The organism is Arthrobacter sp. TRD_SC_6, assembly GCF_055361185.1.
Genome location: NZ_CM143953.1, coordinates 3,327,131 through 3,347,291, shown reverse-complemented (window position 1 = coordinate 3,347,291; position 20,161 = coordinate 3,327,131). Strand labels below are relative to the sequence as shown.

16 protein-coding genes and 1 pseudogene are annotated in these 20,161 nt (G+C 64.3%); 14 read left to right on the top strand and 3 right to left on the bottom strand.

Annotated features, from left to right (window positions below; all coding sequences use genetic code 11):
- Positions 1-55 precede the first annotated feature (55 nt).
- Together ACWA1U_RS15850 and coaA are read right to left on the bottom strand one after the other, a co-directional pair.
- Positions 56-982 carry a M15 family metallopeptidase gene (locus ACWA1U_RS15850; protein ID WP_463723112.1) on the bottom strand — a complete coding sequence of 309 codons (927 nt, stop codon included), beginning with the start codon at positions 980-982 and terminating at the stop codon, positions 56-58.
- A gap of 14 nt (positions 983-996) precedes the next feature.
- Positions 997-1,938, bottom strand: a complete 942-nt coding sequence (coaA, locus tag ACWA1U_RS15845; protein ID WP_463725069.1) for a type I pantothenate kinase — start codon at positions 1,936-1,938, stop codon at positions 997-999.
- A 173-nt stretch (positions 1,939-2,111) separates the two neighbouring features.
- On the opposite strand from coaA, the gene glmS reads away from it, so the two are divergent.
- The 7 genes from glmS (at position 2,112) to ACWA1U_RS15810 (ending at position 14,087) form a co-directional block, all read left to right on the top strand.
- Positions 2,112-4,034, top strand: a complete 1,923-nt coding sequence (glmS, locus tag ACWA1U_RS15840) for a glutamine--fructose-6-phosphate transaminase (isomerizing) (protein WP_463723111.1) — start codon at positions 2,112-2,114, stop codon at positions 4,032-4,034.
- Between the two features lie 7 nt (positions 4,035-4,041).
- On the top strand, positions 4,042-4,413 hold the full coding sequence (locus ACWA1U_RS15835) for a holo-ACP synthase (protein WP_463723110.1): 372 nt from the start codon (positions 4,042-4,044) through the stop codon (positions 4,411-4,413).
- A gap of 10 nt (positions 4,414-4,423) precedes the next feature.
- Complete coding sequence (locus ACWA1U_RS15830) at positions 4,424-5,977, top strand: NAD(P)H-hydrate dehydratase (protein ID WP_463723109.1); 1,554 nt, start codon at positions 4,424-4,426, stop codon at positions 5,975-5,977.
- Positions 5,978-6,089: 112 nt separating this feature from the next.
- Positions 6,090-8,276, top strand: coding sequence for a glycogen debranching protein GlgX (gene glgX / locus ACWA1U_RS15825; protein WP_463723108.1), 2,187 nt, complete (start codon positions 6,090-6,092; stop codon positions 8,274-8,276).
- 53 nt (positions 8,277-8,329) lie between these two features.
- Complete coding sequence (gene treY / locus ACWA1U_RS15820) at positions 8,330-10,657, top strand: malto-oligosyltrehalose synthase (protein WP_463723107.1); 2,328 nt, start codon at positions 8,330-8,332, stop codon at positions 10,655-10,657.
- Entirely contained in the window at positions 10,654-12,423 is a 1,770-nt protein-coding gene (treZ, locus tag ACWA1U_RS15815) for a malto-oligosyltrehalose trehalohydrolase (protein WP_463723106.1), read from the top strand. The genes treY and treZ overlap by 4 nt, the downstream gene beginning before the upstream one ends.
- Before the next feature lie 14 nt (positions 12,424-12,437).
- Positions 12,438-14,087: an FAD-dependent oxidoreductase gene (locus ACWA1U_RS15810; RefSeq protein WP_463723105.1), complete on the top strand. Its 1,650-nt coding sequence runs from the start codon at positions 12,438-12,440 to the stop codon at positions 14,085-14,087.
- Here the strand turns inward: ACWA1U_RS15810 and ACWA1U_RS15805 are convergent.
- Positions 14,025-14,324 (bottom strand): annotated as a pseudogene (locus ACWA1U_RS15805) (DUF4345 domain-containing protein); the annotation flags it as partial. The gene ACWA1U_RS15810 and the pseudogene ACWA1U_RS15805 overlap by 63 nt on opposite strands.
- Positions 14,325-14,373: 49 nt before the next feature.
- Here ACWA1U_RS15805 and ACWA1U_RS15800 point away from each other — a divergent pair.
- The 7 genes from ACWA1U_RS15800 (at position 14,374) to tsaD (ending at position 20,161) form a co-directional block, all read left to right on the top strand.
- On the top strand, positions 14,374-14,976 hold the full coding sequence (locus tag ACWA1U_RS15800) for a TetR/AcrR family transcriptional regulator (RefSeq protein ID WP_463723104.1): 603 nt from the start codon (positions 14,374-14,376) through the stop codon (positions 14,974-14,976).
- A 63-nt stretch (positions 14,977-15,039) separates the two neighbouring features.
- A complete protein-coding gene (mgrA, locus tag ACWA1U_RS15795; protein WP_463723103.1) occupies positions 15,040-16,086 on the top strand; it encodes an L-glyceraldehyde 3-phosphate reductase in 1,047 nt (348 codons plus the stop codon).
- Between the two features lie 127 nt (positions 16,087-16,213).
- Positions 16,214-17,377 (top strand): alanine racemase, encoded by a 1,164-nt coding sequence (alr, locus tag ACWA1U_RS15790; protein ID WP_463723102.1) that lies wholly within the window; start codon positions 16,214-16,216, stop codon positions 17,375-17,377.
- Positions 17,374-17,946, top strand: coding sequence for a tRNA (adenosine(37)-N6)-threonylcarbamoyltransferase complex ATPase subunit type 1 TsaE (tsaE, locus tag ACWA1U_RS15785; RefSeq protein WP_463723101.1), 573 nt, complete (start codon positions 17,374-17,376; stop codon positions 17,944-17,946). The genes alr and tsaE overlap by 4 nt, the downstream gene beginning before the upstream one ends.
- The gene (gene tsaB / locus ACWA1U_RS15780; protein WP_463723100.1) at positions 17,946-18,596 is read left to right on the top strand and encodes a tRNA (adenosine(37)-N6)-threonylcarbamoyltransferase complex dimerization subunit type 1 TsaB; all 651 of its coding nucleotides are present in this window, start codon (positions 17,946-17,948) and stop codon (positions 18,594-18,596) included. Before tsaE ends, tsaB begins: the two co-directional genes overlap by 1 nt.
- The gene (rimI, locus tag ACWA1U_RS15775) at positions 18,597-19,097 is read left to right on the top strand and encodes a ribosomal protein S18-alanine N-acetyltransferase (protein ID WP_463723099.1); all 501 of its coding nucleotides are present in this window, start codon (positions 18,597-18,599) and stop codon (positions 19,095-19,097) included.
- On the top strand, positions 19,094-20,161 hold the full coding sequence (tsaD, locus tag ACWA1U_RS15770; protein ID WP_463723098.1) for a tRNA (adenosine(37)-N6)-threonylcarbamoyltransferase complex transferase subunit TsaD: 1,068 nt from the start codon (positions 19,094-19,096) through the stop codon (positions 20,159-20,161). Before rimI ends, tsaD begins: the two co-directional genes overlap by 4 nt.

The following is a 20,161-nucleotide window of genomic DNA, read 5'->3' as shown; positions in this document are numbered from 1 at the left end:
AAGCAGGCTATCGAAAGGACAAATGGCACTGCGCCCGGCTCGCCGGTGAACGTTCCTAATAGCCCGGAGCGGCGGGCAGGCCGAAGTACTCTTCCAGTGTGGCGGTCCCGCGTCCGGTCATATCGTCGGCCACTTCAACGCCGATATACCGGTAGTGCCAGGACTCGCCGGAGAAGCCGGTGATGCCCTGTGCCCCGTCCGGATACCGGAGGATGAAGCCGAACCGGTGGGCGTTCCCGGCCATCCACTGCCCGGCGGCAGTTGTGGCGAAACATGATCGGAGCGTGCACGCGCCGTCGGCCTGGCCAACGTCGAAGGACAAACCGGTCTGGTGCTCCGAGTAGCCTGCGCGCGCTGAGATCCGATCGGCGGCCTCGACGCTGCCGCCGTTTTCATTGACCCAGTGCTGGTAGGTGGCCAGTTGATCCTCGTAGGAACGGTAACCGCTGACCAACGTAAGGCCCACGCCGTCGTTCGCTGCCGCCGCGAAGAGTTCCTCGAGCGCGGCGCTGGTATCCGCGCGAAGCAGCGCGTTGGGCTCAGCTACGGCAAGGGCCACATTCGGCAGGACCATGCCGGATGGGAAGTAGTCGACGGGATCGAGCGGGCGCTGCTTGTTGACGACCACCGTCACCGACGCGGGATCGGCCAATTCCGCCCGTTCGGGGAGTTCAAGAGGGTCTGCCGGCTCAGTGCTGGGAGGAGGCGTTGGCTCGGCGGCCGGTACCGTGGCCGGTTCAGTAGTCGGTGCAGTGCTCGGCGCAGGCCCCGTAGTCGGAGCGGTGCCGGGTGGGCGCTGGGCGGGGGCCGGCAATTCGCCGGCCGCGCGGGTGGTGGCCCCGGGGGCAGGGGACGACGACGGCACGGCCACCGCTGCGGAACCCGCAGTTGTGGATTCGCGGACGGTGGGTTCGGTTGATCCGCACCCAACAAGGCCTAGAAGCAGCGTCAGCGCTGTCACTACGGCCGGTATTGCGTCCATCCGCCGGAGGTCCATCACGTCTTTCGCAGTAGCATTCGGCGAATGGAGTGGTCGGCTTCCTTGGTCAGCACCAAAGTGGCACGGCCTCGGGTGGGCAAAACATTCCTCGAGAGGTTCGGTTCGTTGATGCGCTGCCAGATACCGAGGGCAGTATCGCGTGCTTCTGCATCCGTCAGCGAGGCGTACCGGTGGAAGTAGGACGCGGGATTCGCGAAAGCGCCGCTCCGCAGTGACTGGAAACGCTGTACGTACCACTCCTCTATGTAAGAGGTTTTGGCGTCCACGTAGATGGAGAAATCGAAGAAGTCGCTCAGCGCCAGGCCTGAGCGTCCGTCGGCGCGCATCCGGGCGGGGGCGAGCACATTCAGTCCCTCGACGATGAGCACGTCCGGGCGGCGGACCACTACTTCGCGGCCGGGCACGATGTTGTAGGTCAGGTGGGAGTACCAGGGCGCACGCACTTCTTCTGCGCCGCTCTTGACCTCGCTGACAAAGCGGAGGAGCCGGCGTCGGTCGTAGGATTCCGGGAAGCCCTTGCGCTGCATCAGGCCACGGCGTTCCAGCTCTTCATTTGGGTAGAGAAAGCCGTCGGTGGTTACGAGCTCCACGTTCGGTGTCCCGGGCCAACGACGCAGCAGTTCCTGAAGCACGCGGGCGGTGGTGGACTTACCGACAGCAACGGACCCTGCCACGCCAATCACGAACGGTGTACGTGTGGTGCGCTCACCCAGGAAGGTTGTAGTTGCCGCGTGCAGTTCACCCGCGGCCGCGACGTAAAGGGACAGCAGGCGCGAGAGCGGAAGGTAGACCTCACGCACCTCATCGAGGTTGAGCGCGTCTCCGAGCCCTCGAAGGCGCTGCACATCCTCGACGTTGAGGGGAGATTCGATTTCGTTGGCGAGACGGGCCCACATCTGGCGGTCAAGCTCGACGAACGGGGTGACACCTGCGTCCACGGTGGAAGTGGGGCCCGTACCGGGAGATTGGTCACTCACCCTAGGAATTCTGCCCTCTGGTCAGCACATTAACAAACGACGTTCCTTTAGCACCCGGGAACTGAACGTGATGCGCAGCACCTGCGGCGAAGCCGGGACAAGCCGGTTGGCACGCGGCGGGTACGCTTAAGGCCATGTGTGGAATCGTAGGATACGTAGGCCGTAACAGCGGCAAATCCCTTGGCAGCCCGGTACTCAGCGGGTCCGAAACTGATGGTGGTCACGGCGCCCTCGACGTCGTCATGGAGGGCCTTCGCCGGCTTGAGTATCGCGGCTATGACTCGGCCGGCGTCGCGTTGCTGACTGATTCCGGGATACAGTCCCGCAAGAAGTCGGGGAAGCTGACCAACCTGGTTGCCGAACTTGACGCCTCGCCGCTTCCTGAGTCGTTGACGGGCATCGGCCACACGCGGTGGGCCACCCATGGCGGGCCAACGGACCAGAACGCCCACCCGCACCTCGCCGACGGCGGCCGCCTCGCACTGATCCACAACGGCATCATCGAAAACTTTGCTGAGCTGAAAGCTGAGCTCCTAGAGCAGGGGGCCACGTTCGTCTCGGACACCGACACCGAGGTTGCGGCCGTGCTGCTCGGCACCATTTACCGAGGCCTTGCGGATGCAGGAACCCAGGATGCACTGACCGCCGCCATGCAGCAGGCGTCCCAGCGCCTTGAGGGCGCTTTCACGCTGCTCGCCATCCACCAGGACGTACCCGACGTCGTCGTCGCCGCCCGCCGTAACTCTCCATTGGTGGTGGGCCTGGGCGACGGCGAGAACTTCCTCGGATCGGACGTCTCCGGTTTCATCGATTTCACCCGTCGCGCTGTGGAGCTTGGCCAGGACCAGATCGTCACAATCACTCCCGAAGAGGTGTTCATCACCGACTTCCATGGGGAGCCTGCCGAGGGCAAGGAGTTCCATGTTGATTGGGACGCCGCCGCTGCGGAGAAGGGCGGTTACCCGTCCTTCATGGAGAAGGAAATCAACGACCAGCCCGACGCCGTTGGCCAGACCTTGCTGGGCCGCACCGACATCAAGGGAAACCTGATCCTGGACGAGTTGAGGATCGACGAGTCGATCCTGCGTTCTGTGGACAAGATCGTTGTCCTGGCTTGTGGAACGTCCGCCTATGCCGGGCAGGTAGCCAAGTACGCGATTGAGCACTGGTGCCGAATTCCGACCGAGGTGGAGCTCTCACACGAGTTCCGTTACCGGGACCCGATTGTGAACGAGAAGACCCTCGTGGTTGCCATCTCGCAGTCCGGCGAAACCATGGACACGCTCATGGCCGTGCGGTACGCCCGTGAGCAGGGCGCGAAAGTCGTGGCCATCTGCAACACCAATGGCTCCACGATTCCGCGTGAATCCGACGCCGTGCTCTACACCCACGCCGGGCCGGAAATCGCGGTCGCCTCCACCAAGGCGTTCCTCGCGCAGATCACCGCGGCCTACCTGCTAGGCCTGTACCTGGCGCAGCTGCGCGGCAACAAGTTCCGCGACGAAATCGCCGATGTGCTCGCCGACCTCAGTGAGATGCCCGCGAAAATCCAGCACGTGCTGGACAACTCCGACGCCGTCAAGAAGCTTGGACGCGACATGGCCGACGCCAAGTCCGTTCTGTTCCTCGGCCGCCACGTGGGTTTCCCCGTGGCGATGGAGGGCGCGCTCAAACTGAAGGAGCTCGCGTACATCCACGCAGAAGGATTTGCCGCCGGGGAACTCAAGCACGGGCCGATCGCGCTGATCGAGGAAGGCCAGCCCGTCGTCGTCGTACTTCCTTCGCCGCGCGGGCGTGACTCGCTGCACTCCAAGGTGGTCTCGAACATTCAGGAGATCCGCGCGCGTGGCGCAGTCACCATCGTGATTGCCGAGGAGGGCGACGAGTCCGTCGCGGCGTTCTCGGAGCATGTGATCCACGTACCCCAGACCGCCACGCTGCTCGCACCGCTGCTCACCACGGTTCCGCTGCAGATCTTCGCGTGTGAACTGGCGTCGGCCAAGGGTTACGACGTCGACCAGCCGCGTAACCTCGCCAAGTCCGTCACGGTCGAGTAGGGACGCAATGATCATCGGCATTGGTGTGGATGTTGTGGACGTGGCCCGGTTTGAACGCCAGCTGGAGCGGACTCCGGGCCTGCGGGACAGGCTTTTCGTCGCGGCTGAGCGTGCGTTGAACACACGTTCGCTTGCCGCACGGTTCGCCGCCAAGGAGGCCGTAGCCAAGGCGCTCGGCGCGCCGGCGGGGATGAACTGGCAGGATTGCTGGATCGGGCTGGACGGCCACGGGAGCCCGGTGGTTGAGGTGACCGGAACCGTGCTCGCGGTTGCAGAGGCCCGCGGCGTCAACCGCTGGCACCTCTCGCTCAGCCACGACGGCGGGGTCGCGACCGCAATGGTCGTCGCCGAAGGGGAACTTCCAAGCGCCACCCGCTAGGATTCTAAGCATGCTTAGTGCTTATGCCGGGAGTGAGGTGCGCGCTGCGGAGGTTCCGCTGCTCGACGCCGGGCACGGCCACGCGCTGATGCAGCGGGCATCCCACGGCCTCGCGCAGGTGGCCGCGGGGCTGCTGGGCCAAGGTGGGGGAGTCTACGGCCGTCGCGTCGTCTTGCTGGCAGGCAGCGGAAACAACGGTGGAGATGCGCTCTACGCCGGTGCCCTTCTGCAGCGGCGCGGAGCGGGAACGACGGCGGTGCTCACCTCCGAGCGGGTGCACGCGGACGCGCTGGCCGCCTTCCGGGCGGCAGGCGGGCGCGTTGAACAGCTCACGGACGCGCGTCTTGACGAACTGGCTGTGATTGCCGGCGGCGCTGATCTGCTGATTGACGGCATCCTCGGGACAGGCGGAACTGGAGAGCTGAGGGGTGCGGCGGCTGAACTGGTCGAACGAGTCAACGCTCGGCGGCACGGACGTGCGAAAACGGTCACAGTTGCATGCGACCTTCCCAGCGGAGTGGACGCCGACACTGGAGCTGTGACCGGCGAGATCCTTGCAGCTGACGTCACGGTCACCTTTGGCGCCTGCAAGACCGGGCTGCTGGTTGGAGCGGGCGCCCGGGCTGCCGGGCGGGTAGAAACAATCGACATTGGCCTCGGAGCCACGCTCCCGGAACCGCGGGTTTTCTCACTTGAGCCAGGCGACCTCCAGCACCTCTACCGCCAGCCCAAGCCTGCGGACCACAAGTACAGCAGGGGAGTGCTCGGCATCGCCGCCGGGTCGGCAATGTATCCGGGTGCCGCAGTTCTTGCCACGGGCGCGGCGCTTAGTACCGGCATCGGAATGGTGCGGTTCCTCGGGCCAACAGGTGTTGCAGCGCTGATCAACGCCTCGCATCCGGAGGCTGTCTGCTCACAGGGCACCGTTGGTGACGCGCACGTCCAGGCCTGGGTGGTGGGACCGGGAGCTGCGGAAGATCCAGGCCAGCGTCAGCGGGCGCGGGATGCGATGGCGTCCGGGTTGCCGACTGTCGTTGATGCCGGTGCGCTGCCCCTCCTGCCTGAGAAGTCCGGGGCGCACATCATTCTCACCCCTCATGCAGGGGAACTTGCTGCGCTGCTAACACGCCGGGGAGAGCCGACCAGCCGGGAGGCTATTGAAGATTCGCCGGTGGAGTACGCACGGCGGGCCGCGGAGTCCACCGGCGCCACGGTGCTGCTGAAGGGGAGTACCACCGTCATTGCAGCGCCGACTGGTGAGGTGTTCATCCAGACCAACGCCACTCCGTGGCTCGCCACCGCTGGATCCGGCGATACCCTCGCCGGCATCCTGGGGGCGTTGCTCGCCACCACTGCCGGAACCGACGACGCCGGGAACGACGTCGGCGCGGCACTCAGCCTGCCGCCGTCGTCCCGCTGGGCATTGACCGGGGCCGCCGCCGCGACGATTCACGGCCTTGCAGGCCGGAGGGCTGCAAAACGCGGGCCCGTCCTGGTACGGGACCTGCCTCGGCACGTCTCGCGGGTCATTGGGGACCTGCTGCAGCAGCGACCGGCGACATAGTTCACCTGAATGTCAGAGTCTTGCGCTATGAAAGGATGCAGGACGGGCACGCCCACAAGTTTTCGCTCTGAATACAGAAGACGATTTGAAGAAATACGAGCAAGGAGTACACATGGAGCTTTGGCCAGGAGATGCCTATCCGCTGGGGGCAACCTATGACGGCACGGGAACCAACTTCGCGCTCTACAGCGAAATCGCTGAGAAGGTGGAGTTGTGCCTGTTTGACGACGAGGGCACGGAAACCCGCATCGAACTCAGGGAAGTGGACGGGCACGTTTGGCACGGCTACCTGCCGCATGTCTCGCCCGGACAGAAGTATGGCTTCCGCGTGCATGGGCCCAACAACCCGCACGAAGGCAACCGCTGCAACCCGAACAAGCTGCTGCTGGACCCCTACGCCAAGGCCATTCACGGCGAAATTGACTGGGACCAGGCGCTCTTCGGTTACAATTTCGGCGACGAGAAGTCGGTCAACAATGAGGACTCCGCCGCGCATATGATGCTCGGCGTGGTCATCAACCCGTTCTTCAACTGGGACGGCGACCGCATGCCGCGCACGCCATACCACCAGTCCATAATTTATGAAGCACACGTGAAGGGCCTCACCCAGCTGCACCCGGAGATTCCGGAAGAGCAGCGGGGCACCTACGCAGGCGTGGCGCACCCAGCGGTGATCGCCCATCTGCAGAAGCTCGGCGTGACGGCGATCGAACTGATGCCCGTACACCAGTTCGTGAACGACAGCACCCTGCAGGAAAAGGGACTGTCCAACTACTGGGGCTACAACACCATCGGCTTCTTCGCACCGCACAACACCTACGGCTCCACCGGAGACGAAGGCGAGCAGGTCCAGGAGTTCAAGGCAATGGTCCGCGAACTGCACCTCGCGGGCATCGAGGTGATTCTCGACGTCGTCTACAACCACACGGCGGAGGGTAACCACATGGGCCCAACCCTCTCGATGCGCGGAATCGACAACGCGTCCTACTACCGCCTGGTTGAGGACGACAAGCAGTACTACATGGACACCACCGGTACCGGCAACTCCCTGAACGTCGGAAATCCGCACTCACTGCAGCTGCTCATGGATTCGCTGCGCTACTGGGTCACCGAGATGCACGTTGACGGGTTCCGCTTCGACCTTGCCTCGGCTCTTGCGCGCGAATTCTACGAAGTGGACAGGCTGAGCGCGTTCTTCGAACTTGTTCAGCAGGATCCGGTCGTGTCGCAGGTGAAGCTCATCGCGGAGCCTTGGGACGTTGGTCCCGGCGGCTACCAGGTGGGCAACTTCCCGCCACAGTGGACGGAGTGGAACGGAAAGTACCGCGACACCGTCCGTGACTTCTGGCGCGGAGAGCCTTCAAGCATCGGCGAGTTCGCTTCACGCCTGACCGGTTCCGCGGACCTTTACGAGCACTCGGCGCGGCGTCCGGTCGCGTCGATCAACTTCGTCACCGCCCACGACGGTTTCACCCTGCGGGACTTGGTGTCCTACAACGAGAAGCACAACGAAGCCAACGGCGAGGACAACAACGACGGCGAATCACACAACCGCTCGTGGAACTGCGGTGCCGAGGGCCCCACGGATGATCCGGAGATCCAGGCCGTACGCGTCCGGCAGCAGCGCAACTTCATCGCGACGCTTTTGCTGTCGCAGGGCGTCCCCATGATCACTCACGGTGACGAGTTAGGCCGCACTCAGGACGGCAACAACAACACCTACTGCCAGGACTCGGAAATCGCCTGGGTGCACTGGGACAACCTCGACCAGCCGCTACTTGAGTTCACCGCGGCTGTCAGCAGGCTGAGGTCGGAGCACCCAACCTTCCGCCGCCGTCGTTTCTTCGACGGACGCCCAGTCCGGCGCGGCGAGGGAGAAGCGCTGCCCGACATCGTGTGGCTGGACACCGCAGGAGAGCTGATGGCCCCCGAGGACTGGAATGACGGCTTCGGACGGTCTATCGGAGTGTTTTTGAACGGGCAGGGTATTCAAGGACGGGATCAGCGCGGCCAGCGCATCACGGACCTGAATTTCCTGCTGTATTTCAATGCGCACGATGAAGCCGTGCAGTTCACCGTGCCGTCCGAGGAATACGGGCCGATGTGGGCCGAGGTCATCGACACGGCGGGCGTCTACGCGGACTCCGATCCCATTCCAGCGGGAGCTACGGTTTCGGTCGAGGCGAAGTCCATGGTTGTGCTGCGCGCACACGAAGAGGCAGAGGACCGCGACCACTCGGTGGCGGCGTCACTGGCCGTTCTCGCAAATGAGAACACCTCCAAGACCGGTTCCGTCTAATACCCCAGGCCCGGTCCACCAACACCATCACCACCACCAACGAGGAGAAGTACGTGCAGGTACCCAAGTCGACCTACCGGTTGCAGATTCGATCCAGCTTCGACCTGACCGCGGCCGCTGGGGTTGTTCCCTACCTGGTGGACCTCGGCGTGGACTGGGTTTATCTTTCGCCTGTGCTGACCGCGGAGGAGGGGTCCGATCACGGGTATGACGTGACGGACCCCACCACGGTGGATCCGCAGCGCGGTGGGCCTGAGGCGTTCGACGCACTGTGCCGCACCGCGCACGAGGCTGGTCTCGGTGTACTCGTGGATATTGTGCCGAACCATGTGGGTGTCGCTACGCCTGCACAGAACGCCTGGTGGTGGGACCTCCTCCACAAGGGGAAGGACTCCCGGTACGCCGAGGCGTTCGACGTCGACTGGGAATCTGGCGGGGGCCGCATCCGGATCCCCGTTCTCGGTGACAGCGACCATGAGGAAGACGAACTCAAAGTTGTCGCTGGGGAGCTGCACTACTACGACAACCGCTTCCCCATTGCCGAAGGAACGGCGCAGCCCGGTGAAACGGGCGCGCAGGTGCACGCGCGCCAGCACTACGAACTGGTGAACTGGCGGCGTGCTGACAGTGAGTTGAACTATCGTCGGTTCTTCGCGGTCAACACCCTTGCGGGCGTTCGCGTCGAGGTGCCCTGGGTCTTCGATGAGGCACACTCGGAAGTCCGGCGGTGGTTCAGCGAATCGTTGGTGGACGGAGTGCGGATCGACCACCCGGACGGCCTCGCCGACCCGGTGGGCTACCTTGAGCAGCTGCGGGAACTCACCAGCGGGGCCTACACCCTCGTCGAGAAAATTCTGGAACCCGGTGAAGTACTTCCCGCGGAGTGGGCCTGTGAGGGAACCACCGGCTACGACGGGCTGGCGGTCGTGGACCGGCTCTTCGTTGACCCAACAGGTCAGCCCGCCCTTGACGGCGCCGTGCCTACTGCACGTTTCGTCCACATGATCCATGGCACCAAGCGTGGCATTGCGGACGGAATTTTGCGGTCCGAGGTTCTCAGGCTGGCGCGGCTGGTGCCGTCCAAGGCCGGGCTTGAATTGGAGACCAGCGCGGATGCCATCGCCGAGTTGCTGACCTGTTTTCCTGTCTACCGCAGCTACCTCCCGGATGGCGCGGACCACCTCGCCGAAGCGGTGCACAGCGCGAAAGTGCGTAGGCCCGAGCTGAGCGATGCCCTGGATACGCTCCACCCACTGCTCAATCCATTCCTCGAAACCGCCGTTTCGGCGTCGGATGAGGAACTGAGTGAACTGGTTGTGAGGTTCCAGCAGACCTCCGGAATGGTGATGGCCAAAGGTGTGGAGGACACCGCGTTCTACCGCTTCAACCGGTTGACCTCACTCAACGAGGTAGGCGCCGACCCATCGATTTTCTCGCTCGACCCCTATGAGGTCCACCGGGCACTGCTTGAGCGGCAGGAGACCTCACCGCTCACCATGAACTCATTGAGCACGCACGACACCAAGCGCGGCGAGGACACCCGCGCCCGGATCACCGTCCTCTCCGAGATCGAGGACGAGTGGGTGGACGTGTTGGGGCAGCTGAACAAACTCGCTCCACTCGGTGATCCTGCATTCTCCTCGCTCCTCTGGCAGGCGCTGATCGGCGCCTGGCCGCTCAGCAGGGAACGCGCACATGCGTACGTCGAGAAGGCTTCCAGGGAAGCAGACTTCAGCACTCATTGGACTGCCCCGGATGAGGCATTCGAGGAGAAGATGCACGGCGCCGTCGACGCCGCGTTTGACAATGTCGAAGTGAACCGGCTCGTCACTTCACTGGTGGAGCATTTGAAAGCACCGGGCTGGTCCAACTCGCTTGGTGCCAAGCTCGTGCAGCTCACCATGCCGGGTGTACCCGACGTTTACCAGGGCTCCGAACTGTGGGAGACCTCGCTGGTGGACCCCGACAACCGGCGGGCGGTGGACTTCGCGCAACGCAAGCAGGGCCTCGTCGATCTTGCGTTCGGTGCACTTCCAGCGGTCGACAACGCAGGCCTTGCCAAGCTGCTCGTGGTTTCGCGGGCACTAAAGCTGCGACGGGACAACCCCGAACTTTTCTTCACCTACCGGTCGGTGCGTACCCAAGGCGCAGCGGCTGACCACATTTTCGCTTTCGATAGGGGCGGGGCTGTCACTGCTGTAACCCGCCTGCCTATCGGCCTGGAGCGATCCGGCGGATGGCGGGACACCGCCGTCGTGCTCCCGGAAGGTACCTACCGTTGTGCGATCACCGGGACCGGCTTCCAAGGTGGGCCCGTGCCCGCCGGGCGGTTGTTCGAGACTTACCCTGTCGCACTGCTCGTGAAGGAGGACGCACAATGAATACCGCTGCAACGAAGGCCAGGTCCGCAACGCTCTCGAGGTACGACGTCTGGGCGCCCAAAGCCCAGTCGGTGACCCTTGTGGCCGACGGCCAGAAGCACCCGATGGTAGCCCGTGACGGGGATTGGTGGGGTGCGCCCGGTGCACCCGTCACCGGCGAGGTGGATTACGGATACCTGATCGACGACGCCGAAACACCAGTCCCGGACCCGCGCTCGCGCCGGCAGCCGGAAGGAGTGCACAAGCTCTCCCGAACGTTCGACGCCGCCGCGCACGTCTGGGGCGACGCCGCCTGGGTATCCCCGGGCCTGGATGGCAGCGTCATCTACGAGCTGCACATTGGAACGTTCACGCCCGAGGGCACGTTCGACGCGGCTATCGGCAAGCTTGATTACCTCGCCGGGCTCGGCATCCAGTACGTCGAGCTGTTGCCCGTCAATGCATTCAACGGCACCCACAACTGGGGTTACGACGGCGTTCTCTGGTACGCGATCCATGAAGTGTACGGCGGTCCGGAGGGTTACCAGCGGTTTGTGGACGCCGCGCACCAGCGCGGGCTCGGAGTCATCCAGGATGTGGTCCACAACCACCTCGGCCCGAGCGGAAACTACCTGACCCAGTTCGGGCACTACCTGACCGAGGGCAAGTCGAATACCTGGGGTGACTCGCTCAACCTGGACGGTCCGCACTCTGATGAGGTGCGGTCCTACGTGGTGGACAACCTGCTGATGTGGTTCCGGGACTATCACGTGGACGGCCTTCGCCTTGATGCCGTGCATGCGCTGCACGATGAGCGGGCCATACACATCCTTGAGGAATTCGCCGTCGAGACCGAGCACTGCGCGGCGGAGCTCGGTAAGCCGCTGTTCCTGATCGCGGAATCGGACCTCAACAATCCACGGCTGATCGCGGACAGGAGCGCGGGCGGCTTCGGGCTTGCTGGTCAGTGGAGCGATGACTTCCATCACGCGGCACACGTCAACCTCACGGGGGAGACCGTCGGGTACTACTCGGATTTTGACTCGATCAGTGCACTCGCGAAGGTCTACCGGGACGGGTTCTTCCACAACGGGACGTGGTCCTCCTTCCGGGAACGTTCGCACGGCCGGCCCATCGATCCGGCGAAGCACAGCCTGCACCAGTTGGTGGTGTGCACCCAGAACCACGACCAGATCGGCAACCGGGCAGCCGGGGACCGGATCAGCGCCACCCTCAGCACAGCACAGCTCGCGCAGGCGGCCGTGCTCAATATCGCGGGGCCCTTTACCCCGATGCTGTTCATGGGGGAAGAGTACGGGGCCAGGACGCCGTGGCCTTTCTTCACGTCCCACCCTGAGCCGGAGCTTGGGAAGGCGACCGCAGAGGGCCGCCTGGCCGAGTTCGAAAAGATGGGTTGGGATCCAGACACCGTACCGAACCCACAGGACCCCGCCACTTTCGCCTCAGCCAAACTGGATTGGAGCGAGCAGGAGCAGCCGGAACAGGCGCGGTTGCTGGGAATTTACCGGGACCTCATCGCGCTCCGCCGTGAAAATAGGGACCTGCGCAACCCGGACTTCGCCTCGGTCACTGTCGATTTCGACGAGGACCAGCGCTGGCTGGTGCTCGGCAGGGGAGGGACCGCCGTCGTCGTCAACTTCTCGGAGGAGGAGCGCGAGGTGCCTTTGCGAGCGAAGAAGGTTCTATTGAGCACCGCAGCGGGTGAGTCCCTCGGCAGAAAAGCTGTGACCCTGCCCGGGCACGGCGCGGTGATTCTGAAGGTCTAAGAGGAGAGCTGACCATGCGCGAGATCAACCCGGACGTTCTCGTAGTGGGAGCTGGTCCCACCGGGTTGATGCTCGCGTCATGGCTGGGCAGGCTAGGCGTCGACGCCGTGGTGATCGACGGCAAGCGGGGCCCTACGCGCGAGTCCCGCGCCCTGGGCGTACATTCGCGGAGCATGGAGATCTACGATCAGCTCGGCGTGATCGATCGGGTGCTTGCCGAGGCATGGCCGGTCACGAACATCCGCCCCGGGTACGAGAGAAAGGCTTTCGCTGCCGTCCCTCTAGGACCTATCGGGGCGGATCTCACTCCCTACCCCGGCTTGCACGTGTTGGAGCAGAGCCGCAACGAACAGATCCTCCTCGATCGGTTGGCGGAGTTGGGCGGTTCCGTGCACTGGGGTTACACGCTGACCAACCTCGATCAGGGAGACCGGGGAGTCACGGCCGAGTGCGCCGGAGCCGCTGGCGGCCTGCGGATCCGGGCCCGCTACTGCGTCGGTGCGGATGGCGGCTCGTCAGTGGTCCGGAAGCTGACTGGGATTCCGTTCGAGGGCACCACGAATGAGCACACCTTCTATGTTGCCGACGTCCTCGGCGCCACGGGTGTGACTGAGGACAGCGTGAACCTGCGGTATGGCGCGGAGGAGTTCCTGCTGGGATTTCCCATGGGCGACGACGGCCATCACCGGCTACTCGGCGTGCTCAAAGGCAGTGAGGGTGGTGAGGTCCCTGAGTCCCTGGCCCGCCACCACCTCCAGCAGACGTTCGGTGTCGGTTACCGTGAAGCGGTCTGGTTCTCCACTTACCGCACCCACCACCGGGTGGCGGCACGCTTCCGGCAGGGTCCGGTGTTCCTTGCCGGGGATGCCGCGCACATCCATTCACCGGTCGGCGCGCAGGGGATGAACACCGGGCTGCAGGATGCGCACAATCTTGCCAGTAAGCTCGCTGATGTAGTCCACGGGCGTGCTTCGGACGCGGTCCTCGACCGCTACGAAACCGAACGGCGTCCCGTAGCCCTGCGCCTGGTGAACAGTACGGACCGGGCGTTCGGAATGGTCACCTCCGAAAACCCCGTTGCCCGGCTGATCCGGCGGGTGGCGCCGCGCTTCATCGGCCCGATAGCCGTTCTGCTACTTCCCCGGCTACCGATCGCCCGGCGGCTGTTCGGCTATCTGTCGCAGATTCGGATCCACTATTGGATGAACGACGACGGCGGCACTCCTCGCCGCGGGAGGCGCCGCGGGCGCGTGGTCGGCAGGAGGCTGCCCTGGACTGGCTCGAACTTCGAGGCGCTACGGTCGGCAACCTGGCAGGTGCATACCTATGGCGACGTCGACCCGGCGGTGAGCGCCGCCGTCGGGCACGAATTGCAGCTCACCGTGCACTCGTTCCCAGCGGCACCACAGCGGGGGCTCGAGGAAGGCGATTGCTACCTGGTCAGGCCCGATGGCTTCGTGGCCGGGTCGGCGCCGGTGCACAGGGCAGTTTCGGTGCTTGGTCCGTTACTTCCGGATCAATGGTTCGTGAACAACGCGCGCGTGCCACCAGAGCACGAGGGGAACCACCACCAGTTCCAGGGCCATAGTGGCGACAAACACTGTGTGGGGCCATCCGACAACCATGACCGAGAGGAGCCGGGCAAGGCCACCGATGAACGCTAGGACGAGCACTATTCGTGTGACGGATCTTCGTTCATGCAGGCGAGAGATCGACCACCACAAGGCCACTCCGGCGCCGAGCCAGAACACGTTCACGAAGCGGTATTCGCTGTCCACGCTGGCAGACGTCGGCGAGCCGCCCGGTGCCAACGCGGGGCCGAGGGTGATCCCGTAAAGCCCCGAGCCGACAGCGACCGATCCAAGCACAGCCAGGACAATGAAGATCGCACGTTGCTGCATGTGCTCCCGTTCTTGCTAATAGGTTAGAGAGTGATTACTCTCTCACCTTATGGGAGCAAGAAGAGACGCGCTAGTTGATGCCGCCATGAGCCTGTTCGCGGAGCGCGGCTATGTCGGAACATCGGTGGCGGACATTCAGATGGCCGCTGGACTGACCGGTGGATCAGGGGCACTGTACAAGCATTTCCCCAGTAAAGGCGCCGTCCTGGAAGCCGGAGTGGATGCTTATCTCGAATCATTGGAGGCGAACAGCAGCCAAACGGTCCGCGAGCTGCCACAAGATCCCAGGGAGGCTTTGCAGGCGATCGCCTTGAGCGTGATCGAGCAGATGAGCACGGATAAAACAATAATTCGCGTGCTCCTCCGTGACCTCGATGGCCACCCGGAACTCGTGGAGCGGCTCTGGAACGGGGTCCTGACGAACGTGTACACGGAAATGGCCAGCTGGATCAGAGGCGGGGTGGCAAGCGGAGTGTTCAGCGTGGCGGATCCCGACGCGGTCGCGACAGTGCTGATGAGTGCCCTGACCCAGTGGCCCATCCTCCACGCCCTCATTGGGAAGACCCCCGGAAGTTTTACGCGCTCGGCATTCGTGTCGGCTTGGGCGGACACCGCCATTCACGTGCTTCAGCCGCAGGGTCCCTACCGATAGCGCCTACCGGCCCCCCACTCCTCGCTGCGCTCGCAGCGGGGCCCTACCGATAGGCTTAGATGCATGACCTTTCAACCCGCGGAAAACCGCTATGACACCATGCCCTACCGCCGAGTGGGACGGAGCGGGCTGCACCTTCCGGCTGTGTCGCTTGGGCTGTGGCACAACTTCGGTGACGACAAAGCGTTCGATGTCCAGCGGGACATCCTGCGCAGGGCGTTCGAGCTGGGTGTTACCCACTTCGACCTGGCCAACAATTACGGCCCGCCCTACGGATCAGCTGAAACGAACTTTGGCCGGCACTTCAAGGACGACTTCAAGCCCTTCCGCGACGAACTGGTCATCTCCAGCAAGGCCGGTTACGACATGTGGCCCGGACCGTACGGCAACTGGGGCTCCCGCAAGTACCTGCTGTCCAGCCTTGACCAGTCCCTCTCACGGATGGGCCTGGATTACGTCGACATCTTCTACAGCCACCGGCCAGACCCCGAGACCCCGCTCGAAGAAACCATGGGAGCCCTCGATACGGCAGTACGCTCCGGCCGCGCACTCTACGCGGGTATCTCCTCCTACTCGCCGGAGAAAACTGCCGAAGCCGCTGCCATCCTCCGCGACCTCGGCACACCGCTGCTGATCCACCAGCCCTCCTACTCGATGCTGAACCGCTGGGTTGAGAACGGGCAGCCCAACCTTCCCGAGGTGCTCGAGGAAGCAGGCGCGGGTTCCATCGCGTTCTCGCCGCTTGCGCAGGGCCTGCTGACAAGCAAGTACCTCAACGGCGTCCCGGAGGATTCCCGGGCGGCAGCGAACAAGTCCCTGTCCGAAGACCACTTGTCCGAGGACAACCTGCGCCGGGTCCGTGGATTGAACGGCATCGCCGAGTCACGTGGTCAGACGCTGGCACAGATGGCCATTGCCTGGATTCTGCGACCGCAGTCGAAGGGTTCGCCGATCACGTCGGCGTTGATTGGCGCGTCCAGCGTCAAGCAGCTTGAAGACAGCGTTGGTGCGATCAACAACCTGGACTTCAGTGACAGTGAGCTGCACGCCATTGACGAGTTTGCGGTTGAGTCCGACATCAACCTGTGGGCGAAGGCTTTGAAGGCCTAAGCACCTCACCCGCGCGTTGCGGGCCCGGAAGACCGCTGTGACGGTGCATGGGTCCGCAGCGCGCTCTGCTTTAACCATCACCCACCCTGATTCCGGGCCCGCAACCCACAACTGACACAATGGGTGGGTGAGTTTTCCAGCTAAGCCCCTTCCAGAGCGCCGAGTGGATATTGACCTGGGCGCAGTACGGCACAACGTGCGCCATATTGCGGAGATCGCGAACCCCGCGCGGGTGATGGCGGTCGTTAAAGCTGACGGCTACGGTCACGGCGCCGTTCCTGTCGCCAAAGCTGCCCTTGAGGCGGGGGCTGCGTGGCTGGGAGTCGCCCACATATCTGAAGCCGTCCACCTGCGCGATGCCGGCATCGAAGCCCCGATCCTGGCGTGGCTGCACACAGAATCAAGCGACTTCGCGGCGGCCATTGATGCCGGCGTCGACCTGGGCATTTCCGGATGGGAACTCGCGCACGTGGTCGCCGAAGCCCGGCGCCTCGAGCGTCCCGCGCGGGTGCACCTCAAAATCGACACCGGCCTTGGACGCAACGGGTGCGCTCCCGAGCACTGGGAAGGACTGCTTGGGCAGGCACTCGAGCACCAGGAAGCCGGGCTCTTGCGCGTGGTCGGTGTGTTTTCGCACCTCGCAGTGGCCGATGAACCTGACCGCGATGAAACTGATGAGCAGATCGAGCGGTTCCGCGAAGCCGTTGCCGTGGCGGAGGACGCCGGCGTGGACCTCGAAGTACGGCACCTTGCGAACACTCCGGGAACCCTGTCGCGCCCGGACACCCATTTCGACCTGGTGCGCGTGGGCCTCGGCCTCTACGGGTTGTCCCCCTTCGACGGCCAATCTTCCAGGGAGCTGGGCCTTCGACCCGCCATGAGCTTCCGCACCACCATAGCCAACTGCAAAGAGGTTCCGGCGGGCCACGGGGTTTCATACGGCCTGTCCTACCGCACAGAGACGCGCACTACACTCGGCCTCATTCCGGTGGGCTACGGCGACGGCGTACCCCGGGTGGCTGCCGGTGCGCCGGTTTCGGTGGACGGCAACATCTACCAGGTGATCGGGCGGATCGCCATGGACCAGTGCGTGATCGATTTCGGGAAGACCGGCATCGCTGGAACACCGGACACCATGCTGGGCCATGAAGTGGTGCTGTTCGGAGACGGGAACGGCACGCCCACAGTCGATGATTGGGCGCGGGCGTGCGGATCGATCAACTACGAAATCGTCACCCGGATCAGTCAGCGGGTAGCACGGCGTTACGTCGACTCCGAGGCGGATCAGTGACCCACCTGGCCTGGACACACGAGTTCTCCGTGTCATCGGTCGAGGAACTGCAAACCGCTGCAGCCCGCCTGGGCCGCCGGCTCACCGCCGGTGACCTCCTGATCCTGACCGGTGAACTCGGAGCAGGGAAGACCACCTTCACGCAGGGGCTGGGGCGGGGTCTTGGAGTTCGGACAGGAATCATCTCGCCCACCTTCGTCCTTGTGCGCAACCACCCTTCAGTGTCCGGCGGGCCGGCGCTCGTACACGTTGACGCCTACCGGTTGGTATCGGATGCGGAGATCGACGACCTTGACCTTGAGTCCACGCTTGAAGATTCGGTCACTGTCGTCGAGTGGGGCGCGGATAGGGTCGAGCACCTTACCGACAGTCGGCTCGTCGTCACCCTCGAGCGTCCAGCGCTCGCCCGCCCCGTTGGGTCAGGGGGCGCCGTCGTCGTTCCCGGCGATGCCGGGGACATGACAGCAAACGACGACGACGAACCTCGCCACGTGCGGATCGACGCCTACGGTCCGCGCTGGGAAGACGCAGGATTGGGCGAACTCACGGAAAGCACGGGGGTCGCCTGATGCTGCTCCTGTCTATAGATACCTCGGCCGCGGCCAGTGCTGCCATTTCCCGTGACGGCGAAGTCGTGGCGCGGTTCGCTTCGTCGGATACCCGTTCCCACGCCGAGGTCCTGGCTCCCGCGGTGGCGGATCTGCTCTCCCGCGCCGGTGCTCACGGGACGGAGCTGGATGCGGTGATTGTCGGCGTCGGGCCCGGGCCCTTCACTGGCCTGAGGGCAGGTATCGCGACGGCCCGCATGCTTGCCTTCGTCTGGGACGTGCCCCTGCATGGCGTGATGAGCCTTGACGCCGTTGCCCTCGACGCCGGGCACTCCGACGGTGAGTTCGCGGTGGCAACGGATGCGAGGCGCAAGGAAGTGTACTGGGCGCGTTACCGCGCGGGTTCGGCGTTGCCGGAGCTGGTCGAGGGCCCACATGTCGGCCCTGCGGAGGAGGTACCAGACCTCCCCGTGTACGGGCGCGGGGCAGGACTGTACGCTGACCGGTTGGCTGGAAGTGCCCACGCCACCGACCTCACGCCGGATGCAGCGGCGCTTGCGGCAGTTGCCCACCGGACACTCATCCTAGGAGGCTCACTGCGCGACACCACGCCGCTGTACCTGCGGGAATCGGACGCCAAGGTACCCGGGCCGCGAAAGAAGGCGCTGTAAATGACTTCCCTGCAGCCTGTTGGCACTCAACGCAGCTTCGATTTCCGCCCGATGCGCCTGGAGGACATTCCAGCAGTCGGGGACCTGGAGCAGGAACTGTTCCCCATCGACGCCTGGCCGCTGGAGATGTTCTTCGACGAATTCGCCCAGCAAACCCGGCAGTATTACGTCGCTGAGGTTGAAGGCCAGCTCGTCGGTTACTGCGGCGTCATGGTCGTCGCCACGACGGCGGACATTCAGACAATCGGCGTCCTGCCGCGGCACGAAGGGTGTGGAATCGGAACCACCATGCTCACCGAGATGCTCGCCGAAGCCCGCCGTCGGGGAGCACAGGAAACGCTCCTCGAGGTCCGGGAGGACAACATCCGTGCGCGCAGGCTCTACGAGCGCTTCGGCTTTGAGCACATCCACACCCGCCCGGGTTACTACCGGGACGGCGTGAGCGCGCAGGTCATGCGGTTGATTTTTCCGGTGCATTCTGACGAAGGCGGGCAAGCATGAACCGGAAGGAACCACTGGTCCTCGGCATTGAGTCGTCCTGCGATGAGACCGGTGTGGGCATTGTGCGCGGAACCAGCCTGCTGGCCAATACGGTCTCCTCATCCATGGACGAGCATGTACGGTTCGGTGGCGTGATCCCGGAGATCGCTTCCCGGGCGCACCTTGATGCCATGGTGCCCACGCTTCAGTTGGCGCTCACGGAGGCTGGTGTAACGCTCGCGGAGGTGGATGCGCTCGCCGTCACCTCCGGGCCCGGCCTGTCCGGTGCGCTGATGGTCGGAGTAGCGGCAGCCAAGGCGTTGGCCGTCGCGACCGGAAAGCCGCTGTACGCGGTGAACCACCTCGTCGCCCACGTCGGTGTGGGGCTGCTCGACGCCGGTTCCCTGCCTGAAAACCTCGGCGCACTGCTGGTCTCTGGCGGACATACGGAGATCCTCCGCGTGAGGAACCTGGCGTCCGACGTCGAACTGTTGGGTTCCACGATCGACGACGCCGCGGGCGAGGCTTACGACAAGGTGGCCCGGATCCTCGGGCTGGGTTACCCGGGTGGGCCGGCCATCGACCGGCTCGCGCGGGAAGGCGATCCCAAGGCTGTCCGCTTCCCGCGCGGCCTCACCCAGCCCAAGTACATGGGAACAGCGGAGGAACCTGGACCGCACCGCTACGACTGGTCGTTCAGCGGCTTGAAGACTGCCGTGGCGCGCCACATCGAGGACTGCGAAGCCCGTGGCGTGGCGGTTCCGGTGGCGGATGTTGCGGCGTCGTTCCAGGAGGCAGTCGTGGACGTGATTACCTCAAAGGCGGTGCTTGCCTGCACCGAGAATGGCGTCACCGAGCTCCTCCTCGGCGGGGGAGTAGCGTCCAACTCGCGGTTGCGTCAGCTGACCCGGGAACGCTGTGAAGCCGCCGGAATCTCGCTGACCGTCCCGCCGTCGTCGTTGTGTACTGACAACGGGGCGATGGTCGCAGCGCTCGCCGCGCGCATCATCATGGACGGAGGTGCTCCCAGCGGAATCGGGTTTGGCACAGACTCATCAATGCCGGTGAGCACCGTCCACGTATAG